We start from the raw sequence: 14722 nt of genomic DNA on the forward strand, positions 1-14722 counted from the left end.
GAGATGTGCCGATCCGGTCACACCACGTCACCCTGTGCTCGCGCGTACGGTGGGACGGCATGGACGTCCTGCGTATTCCCGCGGCGGTGAGTTCCCGTCTGCCCGGCAGGCTGGGTGAGTCGGTCGGCCCTCCGGTGGTGTCGGTCGTGCGGATGCAGGGCGTCATCAGCGCCCAGGCCGCGCCGGTACCGCGCCAGGTGCTGAGCGTCTCCTCGCTGGAGAAGGTGCTGGAGCGGGCGTTCGCGCCCGAGCGGCTCGCCGCCGTCGCACTGGTGATCAACTCCCCGGGCGGCTCGCCGACCCAGTCCCAGCTGATCGGGGACCGCATCCGCTCGCTGGCGGCGGAGAAGGACGTGCCTGTGCTCGCGTTCTGCGAGGACGTCGCCGCGTCCGGTGGCTACTGGCTGGCCTGCGCCGCCGACGAGATCTACGCCTGCTCCACCTCGATCGTCGGCTCGATCGGCGTGATCAGCGCCGGGTTCGGGCTCGACGGCCTGATCGAGCGGTGGGGTGTCTCCCGGCGGCTGCACACCGCGGGCGGGTCGAAGTCGCGGCTGGACCCGTTCCTGCCCGAGCGGTCCGAGGACGTCGCCTGGCTCACCGGCCTGCAGGAACAGCTGCACGACCGATTCACCGGATGGGTGCGCGAGCGGCGCGGCGACCGGCTCGCGACCGACACCGAGCTGTTCGACGGCGAGGTGTGGCTGGGTGAGCGGGCCCGCGAGCTGGGCCTGGTGGACGGCATCGGCAGCGCCCACGACGTCCTGACCGAACGCTTCCCCGACGCCGAGCAGCGCCCGGTGGAGCAGCGCAGGCCGCTGCTCGCCCGCCTCGGCGCGGGCGGGTCCGCGGCCCAGGCCGGCCTCTCCGGCGGTATCGCCGGGGCCGGGCACGAGCTGCTCTCCGCCCTCGAGACGCGGGCGGCGTGGGCCCGTTACGGGCTGTGACACCGGTGACCGTGCGTACCACGGCCGAGCTGCACCCCGTGTCCGGACGGTCACCGATCCGGTTCGTGCCCTGGCATCACGCGCGTCGGCACGTCACCATGGTCGCGGCGCCGGGCGATCATCGAGCGGATGGGCTTCCCGGCGCAGGCCCGGAAGCAGGATGAGGAGATCGTGGACAGCAACGACACCACTCGCGGACTGGTCGTTCTCGCGGTGGACGACGAGCAGCCCGCGCTCGAGGAGATGGCCTACCTGCTCGACGAGGACCCGCGCGTCGCGACGGTCCTCAAGGCCGGCGAGTCCACCGAGGCCCTGCGCATCCTGAACGGCCGCCGGGCCGGGGCGGCCGCCGGACCCGGAGCGGGGGGCGGCGCGGACGTCGCCGAGCAGACCGACATCGACGCCGTGTTCCTCGACATCCGCATGCCCGGTCTCGACGGCCTGGAGCTGGCCCGGGTGCTGCAGAACATGGCCGTGCAGCCGGCGATCGTCTTCGTCACCGCGCACGACGACCGCGCGGTCGACGCCTACGACGTCGGTGCCATCGACTACCTCCTCAAGCCGCTGCGCACCGAGCGCCTCTCCGCCGCACTCGACCGGATCCTGTCGACCCGGCGCAGCGGGCCGGTCGAGACCGTGCGCGAGGAGACCGGCGGCGACGACGAGGTCATCCCCGTCGAGCTGGCCGGCACCACGAAGCTGGTACCGCGGTCCGCCGTGCGCTACGTCGAGGCGCAGGGCGACTACGCCCGGCTGCACACCACCGAGGGCAGCCACCTCGTCCGGATCCCGCTGTCGGTGCTCGAGGACCGCTGGCGCGACGCCGGCTTCGTGCGCATCCACCGCTCGTTCCTGGTGGCGCTGCCGCTGGTCACCGAGCTGCGGCTGGCCGGGTCCGGCTACGTCGTGCGCATCGGATCCGGCCCGGAGACCGCGGAGCTGCCGGTCAGCCGTCGGCACACCCGTGAACTGAAGGACCGCCTCGTCCGCGCGACCAAGCAGGCGTGGAGCCAGAGGTGAGCAGGTCCACCGGCGGCGTCTCGCCGTCGGTGCGTCCGCAGTCCGACCGGGCCGCGGACGATCTCGACGGGTCCGACCGGCCCGGCACCGAGCCCGACGCGACGGTCGCCGGGTCCCGTGCGGACCAGGGCTCCGCCGCGCCCGAGGAGCGTCCGGACCCCGCACGGTCGCGCCCGTACCCCGACGGCGCCGTCGCCGGACTCGACGCCTGGAACCCGGCGCTCGAGCACCGCAACCGCCGCGTCGCCCTCGCGCCGGAGCCGTCCGGGAACGCCATCCCGGCCCAGCCGCGTGGCTCGTTCGCGTCCGGTCCGCACCCGCGGCCGGCCGGCGGGTACGGCGCGCCCGGGTCCGCCGGCCCGTCCGCCGCGCTGCCGCACGGCCCGGTGCCGGGGTCCGGTGCGCCCGACGACCGTGGACGGCCCGCACCGGCCCGGCCGGACGCCGGTGGCACCCCGTCCGACCGTTCTGCTCCGGGGTCCTCCTCCGGCCGGTCCGGCTCGGCCCGGCCGGTCGCCGGTGCGTCCGGCCCCGAGCGGTCCGGGTCCGGCCGCGCCGGTGGCGGCTCCGTGCCGAGCCCCGGCCCCCGGCCGACACCCCGCCCGGAACCGACCCCCCGCCCGGAACCGACCCCCCGCCCGGAACCGACCCCCCGCCTGGAATCGACCGCCGGTCCGGAATCGACCGCCGGTCCGGAATCGACCGCCGGTCCGGAATCGACCGCCGGTCCGGGACCGACCGCCGGACCGGGGCCCGAGGGGGCCGTCGCGCGCGCTGCCGGTGCTGCTCCGGCTGCGCCCGCACCCGCCGCGCCCGCACCCGCCATTGGCCCCGTCCCCGGCGGCCCGACGCCCGACAGCGCCGCGCCCGGTGACACCGCCTCCGCTTCCGCCCCCGGCAACCGCGTCCACGGCCGCCCGGATACCGGCACCCGGGCGCCCGGCACCCAGGGACCGGGCAGCCAGGGACCGGGCAGCCAGGGGCCCGGCGACCCGGGCTCCGGCGACCGGGCCGTCGGTGACCGGGACGCGACCGCAGCGACCGGGGGCCGCGCCGCCCGCCGGGCCCGCCGCGCGGTCGAGGAACCCGCCGACGACAGCGGCGCCGGCTGGCTCCAGGCCGAGATCGCCCGTCGCGTCGCGGACCGGGCCGGGGGGACCGGCCGGCACGCCCGCGTCGACCCGGCCGGGCCGCGACCGCGGGACGGCGGGCAGCCCGACCACCACGACGCTCCGGCCCCCGATGTCGACCACGCCGACCCGCCCCGCGGTGCGGCCGCCCGTGGCGTCGCGAACCCGGCCGGAACCGCCGGAACCGCCGGGACCGGTGCGGCCGCCGCGTCGTCGCCCGTCGCGCCCGCCCCGGCCGACCCCCGCCCGCAGGACGACGCCCGGCACGACGACGCCCGGCACGACGGCACCCCGCAGGACGACGCCCCGCACGACGGCGTCCGCACCCCCGACGTCCGCACCCCCGACGTCGGCGACCCGGATGCCCGCGACTCCGACGACCCCGACGCGCGCGAGACCTACGCCCGGCCCGTCCACCCCACCCGCTCCCGCCCGGCCCGGACCCGCACGAACCTCGTGCCGGACCCCTACGCCCCGGAGGGTGTGCGCCCCGGCGACGGCTGGCCGTCCGCCCCGGGCGTGACCCCGGCACCGGGCGTCGCCGACAGCGGGAAGCAGTGGCCCCCCTCGAGCGGCGGCTCCGGCCTGCCCCAGCGCGTCCCGGGCGCGACGTCGTGGTCGAACACCTGGTCCCCCGACCGCAGCGCGCTCCTGGCGGGCACCACAGACACGACCGGCGCCCCCGGGACCGGGGGCGCGACCGGCACGGCCGACGCCACGGACAGCACGGCCGGCGCCGACACGGCCCGCGGCCCGGACACGGCCGACACCCACGGCACGGACGGCACCGCGATCCGGGCCCGTACCGGGACCGGGGACACGACCGTCGTCGCACCGGCCGACCGGCCGCGTCCCGAGGAGTCCCCCGAGACCCGTCCGGTCCCCACCCGCTGGTCCGCGGCGGGACGGCGCGGCCCCGTCGCACCGATGCCGTACCGCCCCGCGGACTCCGACGACCGCTTCGGCGTCGAGGACGCCGCCGCCGCCGACCGTGCCGACGACGAGCTGGACGACGACCTCCCCGACGAGGACGAGCTCGACGAGGAGCTCGACGAGCTGCGCGGCGGCCCCCTCGAACGCACCGAGGTCATCTGGCGCGCCCCCGAGGTCGACGTCGTCGCCCCGGCTCCCGAGCCCTCGGTCGAGCCCGGGCCGGAGCCGTTCGCCCCGGCCGCCGCCGCGCCCTACACCGGGGCCCGCCCGCGCCCGTTCTCCGCGGAGCCGACCGACCCGCCCGCCGCCGTCGAGGAGCTCGACGACGCCGACGGCGAGGGGCCCGGCGCCGGACGCGTCCGCGTCGTGCTCTCCGAACGCCGCTCGACCGCGCAGTCCTCGCGCGGGCTGTCCGACGTGCAGGACCCCGGCGCCGTCGGCACCCTGCTGCGCAACTCCCTGGTCCGCACCCAGCTGCTGCTCGCGCTGCGGGTCAGCGTCGTCGCGCTGATCGGGCTGGGCGTGCTGCCCGCGCTGTTCATCGCGGTCCCGGTGATCGGTCAGGTCGAGGTGCTCGGCATCCGGCTGCCCTGGCTGCTGCTCGGCGTGCTCGTCTACCCGTTCCTGCTGGGCCTGGGCTGGTGGTACGTGACCTCCGCGGAGGCGGCGGAACAGGACTTCGCCGACGACGTGGCCGATCGATGAGCCTGACCGCGATCCTGTCGCTGGTCGCGATCGTCCTGGTGGCGGTCGCGTCCGCCGTGATCGGCTCCGTCGCCCACCGGACCCGGTTGACCTCGGACTTCCTCGTCGCGTCCCGGTCGGTGCCGTCACGGCTCAACGCCGGCGCGATCTCCGGCGAGTACCTGTCCGCGGCGTCGTTCCTCGGCATCGCGGGCCTGATCCTCGTCCAGGGCGTCGACGCGCTCTGGTACGCCGTCGGCTACACCGCCGGCTACCTGTTCCTGCTGCTGTTCGTCGCCGCGCCGCTGCGCCGGTCGGGCGCCTACACCGTCCCCGACTTCGCCGACGCCCGGCTCGCCTCGCCGATGCTGCGCAAGGTGTGCGCGGCCGTCGTCATCGTCATCTGCTGGCTCTACCTGCTGCCGCAGCTGCAGGGCGCCGGGCTGACCGTCGGCATCGTCACCGGTCTGCCCGACTGGATCGGCTCCGGCGCGGCCGGGGTGATCGTGGTCGCCACCGTCGCGCTCGGCGGGATGCGGTCCGTGACGTTCGTGCAGGCGTTCCAGTACTGGTTCAAGCTGACCGCGCTCGCCGTGCCCGCCGTGATCGGCCTGGCCGTGTGGCTCGGCGACGGCCACACCTTCGCCCGTGACGAGCCGCCGGAGTTCCGCGAGCCCACGACCGTCTCGGTCGCGACGCCGGTGACGCTGGAGGCGCGGCTGGCCGTCGACGTCGTCGCCCGCGGCACCGTCGACGGTCAGGCCGTCGACGGCCCGCTGCGCTGGGTCGCCGGGTCCACCCACGAGGTCACCGCCGGGACCGAGCTGCGCTTCGCGGCGGGCGACCCGGTACCGGTCACCCGCGGCGCCCCCACCGACGACGAGAGCTGGCTGCGCCCGTTCACCGGCTCCGAGCAGCACCAGCTCCTCGCGACCTACTCGCTGATCCTCGCCACGTTCCTGGGGACCATGGGCCTGCCGCACGTGCTCGGCCGCTTCTACACCAACTCCGACGGCCGGGCGGCCCGGCGTAGCGCCGTGCTCGTCCTGGCGATGCTGGGCGGCTTCTACGTGCTGGTGACCCTGCTCGGCGTGCTGTCGCGGGTCTACACCCCGCAGCTGCTGGTCACCGGCCGCACCGACGCCGCGGTGCTGCTGCTCCCGACCGCGATCCTGGGCAGCGGGCTGCTCGGTGCGCTGGTGGGCGGCCTCGTCGCCGCGGGGGCGTGGGCCGCGTTCCTCTCGACGGCGTCGGGCCTGCTGGTCAGCCTGGCCAGCGTCGTGTCCACCGACGTGCTGCCCCGCCACGGCCGGATGACCCGGCGCTTCCCGCTGGCGACGGTGCTCGCCGGGGTGCCGCCGACGATCGTCGCGCTCGTGCCGACGGGCCTGAACTTCGCCGAGGCCGTCGCGCTCGTGTTCGCCGTCGCCGCGTCCACGTTCTGCCCGCTGCTGGTGCTGGGCATCTGGTGGCGTGGGCTGACCGACGTCGGCGCGATCGCCGGGGTCGTCGTCGGCGGGGTGGTGTCGGCCGGGGCGGTCGTCGCCGCGCTGGCCGGCGCCGACGTCTCCGGGCTCGGCCCGTCGGCCGGCTGGATCGGGGTCCTGCTGTACCGGCCGGCGATCGTCAGCGTGCCGCTGGCGTTCGCGACGATGGCGCTGGTCTCCTGGTTCACCCGGGCGCGCCGCCCCGCCGATGCCGGCCAGGTGCTCCTGCGCCTGCACGCACCCGAACGACTGGGTCTCATGCGGGACCGATTGGACGACAGGGCCTGACGGCTCTCCCCCGAACGGGTCTACACAGCGTCACCGTTCGGACGGGTCGGTTCGTCCGGACCGGGGTTCTTCGTCGGTAACGGCACGCAACGACGTTCCCCGATGCGATACCCCGTCGTTGTTCCGGGTGAAGTGTGTCCCCCGGGGGCGCGCCGCGGTCCCCCGGCCACGACGCGGCCCGGCTCCCCGCAGCACGACCCGAAAGGAACCGGCGCCATGAGCAGCCCCGCAGAGCGCTCGGCCGGCACGATCTACCAGCAGGTCCAGGCGAGTCCCGAGTTCCGGGCGTACCGCAGCCGTCTCCGGCGCTACGTGTTCCCGATGACCGCGATCTTCCTCGCCTGGTATCTCGCGTACGTCGGTCTCGCCAGCTACGCCCCCGAGTTCATGTCCATCCGGGTCGTCGGGACGATCACGGTCGGGCTGCTCGTCGGCCTCGGCCAGTTCGTCTCCACCTTCCTGATCACGACCCTGTACGTCCGGTTCGCCGAGCGTGAGATCGACGGCCCGACCGCCGAGCTGCGCGCCCGGGTCGAGCAGGCGGAGGTGCGCGCATGACCACGTCGGTACTGGCCCAGGCCGAGTCGGTCGGCTCGGTCACCGCGAACCTCGGGTTCTTCCTGCTGTTCGTGATCGTGACCCTGATGATCGTGCTGCGGGTCAGCCGCACGAACGCCACGCGTGCCGACTACTACACCGGTGGCCACGCGTTCACCGGCCCGCAGAACGGCACCGCGATCGCCGGTGACTTCCTGTCCGCGGCCTCGTTCCTCGGCATCGCCGGGGCCATCGCGCTCTACGGCTACGACGGCTTCCTCTACTCCATCGGCTTCCTCGTCGGCTGGCTGATGGCGCTCCTGCTCGTCGCGGAGCTGCTGCGCAACACCGGCCGCTTCACGATGGGCGACGTCCTGGCGTTCCGGATGCGCCAGCGCCCGGTCCGCGCGGCCGCCGCGACCTCGACGCTGGTCGTCTCGCTCTTCTACCTGATCGCGCAGATGGCCGGGGCCGGCGGGCTGATCTCGCTGCTGCTGCAGATCCCGAAGACCGACAAGCTGTCGCAGGCGCTGGTGATCGTCGTCGTCGGCGGCCTGATGGTCGTCTACGTGCTGTTCGGCGGCATGAAGGGCACCACCTGGGTGCAGATCATCAAGGCCGGTCTGCTGCTCACCGGTGCCGCCGTGCTCACCACCTGGGTGCTCGGCCGCTACGGGTTCAACCTGTCCGCGGTGCTGGAGCAGGCCACCCGGAACTCCGAGCACGGCGAGGCGATCCTCAACCCGGGCCTGCAGTACACGAACAAGATCGACTTCATCTCGCTGGGCCTGGCCCTGGTGCTCGGCACGGCGGGTCTGCCGCACATCCTGATGCGCTTCTACACCGTGCCCTCGGCCAAGGAGGCCCGGCGCTCGGTGGTCTGGGCGATCTGGCTGATCGGCATCTTCTACCTGTTCACGCTGGTGCTCGGCTACGGCGCGACGGCGCTGCTGCCGCCGGGGACGATCACCCGCGCCAACCAGAACGACGCCGCGCCGCTGCTGGCCTACGCCCTCGGCGGCGAGATCATGCTCGGCCTCATCTCGGCGGTGGCGTTCGCGACGATCCTCGCGGTCGTCGCCGGTCTGACGATCACCGCGTCGGCCTCGTTCGCCCACGACGTCTACGCCAACGTGCTCCGCCGCGGCACCGCCACGCCGGACGCCGAGGTCAAGGTCGCCCGCACGACCGCGCTGGTCATCGACCTGGTCGCGATCGGCGGCGGGATCGTCGCCAACGGCCAGAACGTTGCCTTCCTGGTGGCGCTGGCGTTCGCCGTCGCCGCGTCGGCGAACCTGCCGACGATCCTGTTCTCGCTGTTCTGGAAGCGGTTCAACACGACCGGCGCGCTGTGCAGCATCTACGGCGGCGTGATCGTCTGCGTGGGCCTCATCGTGATCTCCCCGGCGGTGTCCGGGTCCCCGACCTCGATGGTGCCGAACGTGGACTTCGCGTTCTTCCCGCTGTCCAACCCCGGCCTGGTGTCGATCCCGGTGTCGTTCGCGCTGGGCATCATCGGCACCTTCCTCGGCGGCCGCGAGCGGTTCAACGCCGCCCGCTACGCCGAGATGGAGGTCCGCTCGCTCACCGGTGCCGGTGCGGTGCGCGCGACCACCGCGCCGAAGGAGGCGCCGAAGCCGACCGCCGTACCCGCCGAGGACCTCATCGGGATCCCCCGGCGCGGGGCCGAGGGTTCCGGCCGGCACCGCTCGCAGCCGCGTCCGCAGCCCCGGCCGAACCCGGGACAGCAGCGGCCGCAGACCAGCCGCCAGGCCGGCGAGCTGTTCGGCAACACCGGGCTGACCGGCACCCAGCCCGCGGTCGGGGCCGACGGGCGTCCGGACCGGTTCGGGACGGGGCGCAGGCCCGGGCCGCAGGGCACCGGCGGGTACCGCCCCGCGCAGGCCACCGGCGGGTACCGGGCCGTCCAGCCGCCGCTGAACCCGAACGAGGTGACGATCCCGCACGGGTCGCTCTACCGCGACGACGGCCGCTGACCCGCGCCGCTCACGGCGGGTTGACGGGGCGGCGTGGCAGGATGGCGCCATGTCCGACCCGGTTCCCGCCGTGAGCGTGTCCGATCTCCCCGCCGACGCCCCGATGCTGGACGTCCGCGAGCTCGACGAGTGGACCGCAGGGCACGCCCCGCACGCCCGTCACCTGCCGATGTCCGAGCTGGCCGGCCGGATGGGCGAGGTCCCCACCGACGACCCGCTCTACGTCGTCTGCCGCTCCGGTGGCCGGTCGGCCCGGGTCGTCGCCTACCTGGCCCAGCAGGGCTTCCCGGCGGTGAACGTCGAGGGCGGCATGCAGGACTGGGCCGCCCAGGGCCGCACGGTCGTGACCGACGACGGCAGCGCCCCCCGGATCGCCTGACCCGTGTCCGCGCCGGCGTCCCGACGGCCGGGCCCGCCGTGCCCGCGCTGCGGCCGGACGGCGCCCCCCGGCGGGGGTGCGTTCTGCCCGTGGTGCGGCCGGTACCTGGCCGCCCTGGACTGGGTGGCGACGACGCCCGGTGGGCCGGCCGCCGAGCCCACGGCCCGGCGGGACGGCTACGCCGGCCCGCCCCGCTACCGCGCCGTCCCGCGCTGGGGTCTCCCGGTGGGGCCCTGGCGGATCACGCCGGTTCCCGGTGAGGGCCCGCTCCGGCCGGTCGACCGGGCCCGCGCGCTGGCCGCGCAGCTCGTGCCCGTGCTGTGGGTGGTCGTCGTCGTGTCGGGAGTCGCCGCCGTCGCCGAGGTGTGGCGGTACGTGCTGCTGCTGTTCAGCCGGTCCGACGCGTTGTCCCCGGAGGCCGTCGGCGTCTCCGACGCGCTGGTGTGGTTCGGCGGCTGGTCCTCGGTGGTGGCGACGATCGCCGCCGGGGTGCTGATGATCTCGTGGAGCCTGTGGACCTACCGGGCCGCCGCGGACCGCGCGGGGACGCGCGCCTGGCGGAGCCGCCGCTGGGTCGTCGCGGGCTGGGTGGTGCCCGGCTGGAACCTGGTCGCGCCCGGTTCGCTGCTGGCCGAGACCGAGCACGCCGCGCTGGACCTGCCGCCGGAACGGCGGCCGTCGCCGTCGCGGGAGCTGCTGGTCTGGTGGGCGCTGTGGGGGGCGTGCGTGGTCCTCGGCGCGGTCGTCCTGGTCTGGCGGTTCCGCACCGGCACGCAGGCGCTGGCCGACGGGGTCGTCCTGCACGCCTGGGCCGACGTGCTCGCCGCGGTCACGGCGTGGCGCACGATCCGGGTCGTCCGCCTGCTCACCGCTCTGCTGGGGACGCGGGCGCAGGGTCCCCGGCAGCTGCTGGTGTCGGCGACGGCGGGTACGGCCGTCGCGGAGCCGGCGGTCCCGGTGGGAGCGGCGGCCCCGCAGGCAGCGCCGACGGCGGCACCGGTCCCGACCACGGCAGCGGACCCGGCGGGCTGAACCCGGGCGGGCTGGGCACCCGGGCGGTGTCCGGCCGCACCACCGGTGGGGATGCCGGTGCCGGTGCCGGTATGGGTGCGGGTGTCGGGTGAGCCGGCGGCGGCGCGGGAGTGACGGGCGTGGCCACCCAGCCCGCCGAGCCGGGGCGGACCGCCGTCGACGGGCCGGCGGTCAGCGCGGCGTCGGAGACCTCCTCCAGCAGCTTGCGGACCCGCCGCACGGCCCGGTCGGGGCCGCGCACGACCACCGACAGGGCCAGCCGCCCGCCGTGCGGGTCGGCGACGGTGCGCAGCACGTGCCGGTCCGGGACCGCCTCCAGGACGAGCCCGAGCCGCCCGCCCGCGTTCGGGGCGAGGGCCAGCGCGATCCGGACGAGCTCGGCGTGCGCCGCGCCGCGGACCTCGTCGCGGTGGTCGTGGGCCGCGGGGACGCCCCGGCCCGTCCGCCCGACGGCGGTGTCGGGCCCGCAGACGTCGAGGACCATCCCGCTGTCCACGTCGAGCAGGGCCGCCGAGCGGATCCGCGGGTCGAAGAACAGCGGCCCCAGTACGGCGGCCAGCCCGTCGGTGCGCACGGCGACGGCGTGCCGGTGACGTCCCATCGGTCGTGTGGGTCGCGGGGGCCTCAGCGCTGCTGGGCGGGGAAGAACGCCTGGCCCTGCTGCTGCGGCGCACCGGCCTGCGGCGAGGTCATCGCGAACTGCTGCTCGATGACGCGCAGGTCGCGGCGGGCCATCGCCAGGTTGGCCTGGGCGCGGTTGAGCACGAGGTAGAAGAACAGCTGCTCGTCGGTGCCGCGGATGATCCGGATCAGGTGGTACTGGGTGTCGAGGGTGATCAGGATGTCCTCGATGTTCTCGCGCAGCCCCAGCTTCTGCATGACCTCGAGCTTGGTCCGGACGACCTCGGAGTTCCCGGGCGCGGCGACGTCGAGGTCGAACTCGGGGCTGCCCCCGCGCGACCCCAGGGTCATGCCGCTGTCGAAGTCGACGATCGCGACCGCGAACGCGCCCTTGATGTTGGCGGCCATGTCCAGGGAACGATCGATGTTGTTCATCTCAGGAGCCTTCCGCGCGGCAGTCGCCGCGACGATCTCGGGGAGCCCGCGCCGCGATCCCGTTCCGCATTCCGCGGAAAATGATCTCAGTTCTTTCCGGCGCCGGGGCGGACAACGATAACGCGCAATTCCGGAGCGTCAACACCCTGTCGTCAGCCCGTGGACGACGACGGGTCCAGACGGCGCAGCGCGGCGAGGATCCGGGCCATGGTGCCCAGGTCGTCGGCCCACCGGCCGCCCTCGGGGACGGCCCCGGCGTGCGCGTCGTCACCGTCGGCCGCGGCAGGGGGCTGGGCCGGTTCGGACGGCTCGGCGGGGCCGGGCGCCCGCCGGGGGAGCGGGACGGCCGGTGCCGGGGTGCGCTCGGCGTCCGGCACCGGCGACGGCCTCGGCACCGCGACCGTCGCCGGTGGGGGGTCCGCGGGCCCGGGCGGCGACACCGCGGGCGCGGCCGGGCGGACCCGCATCACCGGACGTGCCGGGGCCGCGGCCGGCGCGACGGGCGGCGTCGTGACCTGTGGATCCGTCCGTACCGGGGTCCTGCCGGGTGGACGCAGCGCCCGCCGGAGGAGCGCGACGGGGCTGCCGGACCGGTCGAGGTGGGCGTAGGCGAGCAGCGGGGCCGCGCCGTCGCGGGGCAGCGCCCGCAGGAGGTGGTGGTCGCCCTCCCGGGTGGTGATCACCGCATCCTCGAACACCGGCCCCGGTCCCTCGGCGACGACCTGCGCGGCGCCCCAGCCGAGCACCTCGGCGAGGCCGGGCACGGCACGCCCGCCGGCGTCCGCGACGAGCTCGCCGGTGGCGGGGTCGGCGACGCAGGCGTACCCCGTCCCCGGCACGCCGAGAACGGTCCGCAGCAGTTCCGACCACGATTCCATCGCTGTCGATTCCACCACGTCGTCCGATGGTCGTCGACGTCGGTTCCGGTCGTTCCCGACGCCCCTTTTTCGTCGGTGATTGCGCGGCGCCATCGACAATTCGCCGACGGCTCCCGGGAATGGACCGTTCGGCTCTCGGATCATTGCGGCATTCGGTTCATCGGACGGTGTGGGCGGCCAGTCGCAGCTCCGCCCAGCCGCGCATGACGAACCGTGGACGCCGGACCGGCGCGCCGTCGACGACGGCGTCGGGCAGGCGTCCCAGCAGTGCGCGCAGCACCTCGGCGATCTCCAGCCGGGCCAGCGGGGCACCCAGGCAGTAGTGCACCCCGGCCCCGAAGCCCAGGTGGGGGTTGGGGGAGCGGCCGACGTCGAGGCGGTCGGCGTCGTCGCCGAAGACGGACGGGTCGCGCCCGGCCGCGCCGAGCAGCGTCGCGATCCGGGTGCCCGCCGGGACCGGGTGGCCGGCCACCGTGGTGTCGACGACGGCGGTCCGCTCGAACAGCTGCAGCGGGGCGTCGAAGCGGATCAGCTCCTCGACGGCCGTTCCGACCAGTCCGGGGTCGTCGAGCAGCCGCTGCCACTGGTCCGGGTGCCGGAGCAGGGCGTGCACGCCGTTCCCGACGACGTTGACCGTCGCCTCGTGCCCGGCCATCAGGAGCAGCACCGCGGTGCCGACGAGCTCGTCCTCGTCGAGCCGGACGGACGGCGAGTCGGCGTCCCGGACGGCGAGCAGGTCGGTGATCAGGTCCGGTCCCGCGCCGGTGTCCGTGGCGGGGGCGGCGCGGCCGGACCGGCGCTCGTCGACCAGCTCCCGCAGCAGCGCCGTGAAGTCGGCCGACGCCCGCTCGGCCGCGCGACGGCCGTCGTCGCCGGGGTCGGGCTCGTACATCCGCACGATCGCGTCGGACCAGTCCCGCAGCGGCGCCCGGCGGTCCTCCGGCACCCCGAGCAGGTCGGCGATCACGGCGACCGGCAGCGGTGCGGCGACGAGCTCCACCAGGTCGGCGGGGGCGCCGTCGCGGATGCGGGCCACCAGGTCCTCGACCAGGGCCCCGGCCCGCGCCCGCACCAGCGGGGCCAGCCGCTCGGTGTGGCCACGGGCGAACGCCGAGGCCACCAGGCGTCGCAGCCGGGTGTGCGGCTCGCCCTCGCGCTCCAGCAGCGAGTTGCGGTGCAGCAGGTTGAACGCGGCCAGCTCGGCCGCGGGCTCGGCGTCGGACCAGATGCGGCCCAGGCCGCGGTCGCGCAGCACGGCCGAGCAGGCCGCATGCGTCACCGCGACCGGGACGCCCAGACCGGGGTGGTCGTGGACCGGCCCGGCGGCGCGCAGGGCCGCGTAGGCGGGGTAGGGGTCGGCGAGGAAACCGGGGTCGGCCGGATCGAAGACATGCACGACCCGCTACCTTGCCCGGCGATGGGTAAGAAGACGCGCAACCGTGCCAGCACCGCCGACGCGGGGGACAACCCGCGCCGGCCGTGCCCCTGCGGCTCCGGCAAGCGGTACAAGGCCTGCCACGGCGCCGGTGACGACGTGATCGTCATCCGGCCGTTCGAAGGCCTCGCGGCGGAGCCCGACCTCGTCGCCATGCGGGAGTTCCTCCCGTCGGCGACGGCGGCCCTCCCGGTCCGCTCCGGCGGTCCGGTCACGCTGGCCTCGGTGCTGCCGGGCGCGTCGGCCGCGATCGTGCGCGACAACGGCGAGGTCCTGCTCGGCATGCAGGTCCAGACCCGCTCCGGGGACCTCTCGGCCGACCTGGCCGGGGCGCTCGCCTGGGCGCGCTCAGCCGAGCCGGGATCGTCGCTGCCGGTCGTCGGCGCCGGGCGGCACACCGGTGAGCGGCTGCAGGACGTGCTGGAGCCCGACACGCCGCTGGAGCCGACGGTGCACGCCGACTTCGCGTGGTGGCTGCCGTCGGAGAGCCCGGACCCCGAGGCCCAGGCGATGCTGGAGCGCGCCAACTCGGTGATCATGCCGACCGAGGCGGTCACCGCCGACGGCGTGCGCGGCGCGTACTGGGTCGACACCGGGTCCAAGGCGCACGTGCGCTGGGTGCGGACCGAGGACGAGACGACGCTGATGGCGGCGCTGGCGCGGCTGTCCGGCCAGGGCGGCCTGGAGCTGGGCGAGGGTTCCCGCTACGCCGGGTCGTTCCGGGCGCACGGGCTGCTCGTGCCGGTCTGGGACGTCGACCGGGAGATGCACTCCTCGGAGTGGGCGGGTCCCGCCGCGGAGTTCGCGAAGCGGCTCGACGAGGCGGTGGCCGGGCTGGACGCCACGCCGCTGACCGAGTCCGAGCACCGGGCGCGCGACGTGCTCGCGGGCAAGCAGATCACCCTGCGCTAGACGGCCG

The 14722-nt window shown here is 75.6% G+C and carries 11 protein-coding genes and 1 pseudogene; 9 read left to right on the forward strand and 3 right to left on the reverse strand.

Annotated elements, in window-relative coordinates:
• The first annotated feature begins 59 nt into the window (after window positions 1–59).
• The 8 genes and pseudogenes from KPL60_RS31875 to KPL60_RS34995 all read left to right on the forward strand — a co-directional run bounded on the left by KPL60_RS31875 (window position 60) and on the right by KPL60_RS34995 (window position 10434).
• Complete coding sequence (locus tag KPL60_RS31875) at window positions 60–947, forward strand: S49 family peptidase (RefSeq protein ID WP_226368089.1); 888 nt, start codon at window positions 60–62, stop codon at window positions 945–947.
• A 171-nt stretch (window positions 948–1118) separates the two neighbouring features.
• The gene (locus KPL60_RS31880) at window positions 1119–1967 is read left to right on the forward strand and encodes a LytR/AlgR family response regulator transcription factor (RefSeq protein WP_374228799.1); all 849 of its coding nucleotides are present in this window, start codon (window positions 1119–1121) and stop codon (window positions 1965–1967) included.
• Window positions 1964–4735, forward strand: a complete 2772-nt coding sequence (locus KPL60_RS31885; protein ID WP_226368091.1) for a hypothetical protein — start codon at window positions 1964–1966, stop codon at window positions 4733–4735. Before KPL60_RS31880 ends, KPL60_RS31885 begins: the two co-directional genes overlap by 4 nt.
• On the forward strand, window positions 4732–6489 hold the full coding sequence (locus tag KPL60_RS31890; protein ID WP_226354523.1) for a cation acetate symporter: 1758 nt from the start codon (window positions 4732–4734) through the stop codon (window positions 6487–6489). Before KPL60_RS31885 ends, KPL60_RS31890 begins: the two co-directional genes overlap by 4 nt.
• A gap of 216 nt (window positions 6490–6705) precedes the next feature.
• Window positions 6706–7047 (forward strand): DUF485 domain-containing protein, encoded by a 342-nt coding sequence (locus KPL60_RS31895; protein WP_062399142.1) that lies wholly within the window; start codon window positions 6706–6708, stop codon window positions 7045–7047.
• Window positions 7044–8636, forward strand: a pseudogene (locus tag KPL60_RS31900) (cation acetate symporter); the annotation flags it as partial. The gene KPL60_RS31895 and the pseudogene KPL60_RS31900, both read left to right, overlap by 4 nt.
• Window positions 8637–9072: 436 nt before the next feature.
• Window positions 9073–9402, forward strand: a complete 330-nt coding sequence (locus KPL60_RS31905; protein WP_062399145.1) for a rhodanese-like domain-containing protein — start codon at window positions 9073–9075, stop codon at window positions 9400–9402.
• A gap of 3 nt (window positions 9403–9405) precedes the next feature.
• The gene (locus KPL60_RS34995) at window positions 9406–10434 is read left to right on the forward strand and encodes a DUF4328 domain-containing protein (RefSeq protein ID WP_226368092.1); all 1029 of its coding nucleotides are present in this window, start codon (window positions 9406–9408) and stop codon (window positions 10432–10434) included.
• A gap of 624 nt (window positions 10435–11058) precedes the next feature.
• Here the strand turns inward: KPL60_RS34995 and KPL60_RS31915 are convergent.
• From KPL60_RS31915 to KPL60_RS31925, 3 genes are all read right to left on the reverse strand, one after another.
• Window positions 11059–11490, reverse strand: a complete 432-nt coding sequence (locus KPL60_RS31915) for a hypothetical protein (protein ID WP_178376579.1) — start codon at window positions 11488–11490, stop codon at window positions 11059–11061.
• Between the two features lie 152 nt (window positions 11491–11642).
• Window positions 11643–12368: a hypothetical protein gene (locus KPL60_RS31920; protein WP_226368093.1), complete on the reverse strand. Its 726-nt coding sequence runs from the start codon at window positions 12366–12368 to the stop codon at window positions 11643–11645.
• Window positions 12369–12525: 157 nt separating this feature from the next.
• Window positions 12526–13764, reverse strand: coding sequence for a cytochrome P450 (locus tag KPL60_RS31925; protein ID WP_226368094.1), 1239 nt, complete (start codon window positions 13762–13764; stop codon window positions 12526–12528).
• 21 nt (window positions 13765–13785) lie between these two features.
• Here KPL60_RS31925 and KPL60_RS31930 point away from each other — a divergent pair, with 21 nt between their 5' ends.
• Window positions 13786–14715 (forward strand): DUF5926 family protein, encoded by a 930-nt coding sequence (locus KPL60_RS31930; protein WP_226368095.1) that lies wholly within the window; start codon window positions 13786–13788, stop codon window positions 14713–14715.
• Window positions 14716–14722 lie beyond the last annotated feature (7 nt).

This window comes from Pseudonocardia sp. ICBG162 (assembly GCF_020496225.1).
GTDB lineage: Bacteria > Actinomycetota > Actinomycetes > Mycobacteriales > Pseudonocardiaceae > Pseudonocardia > Pseudonocardia alni.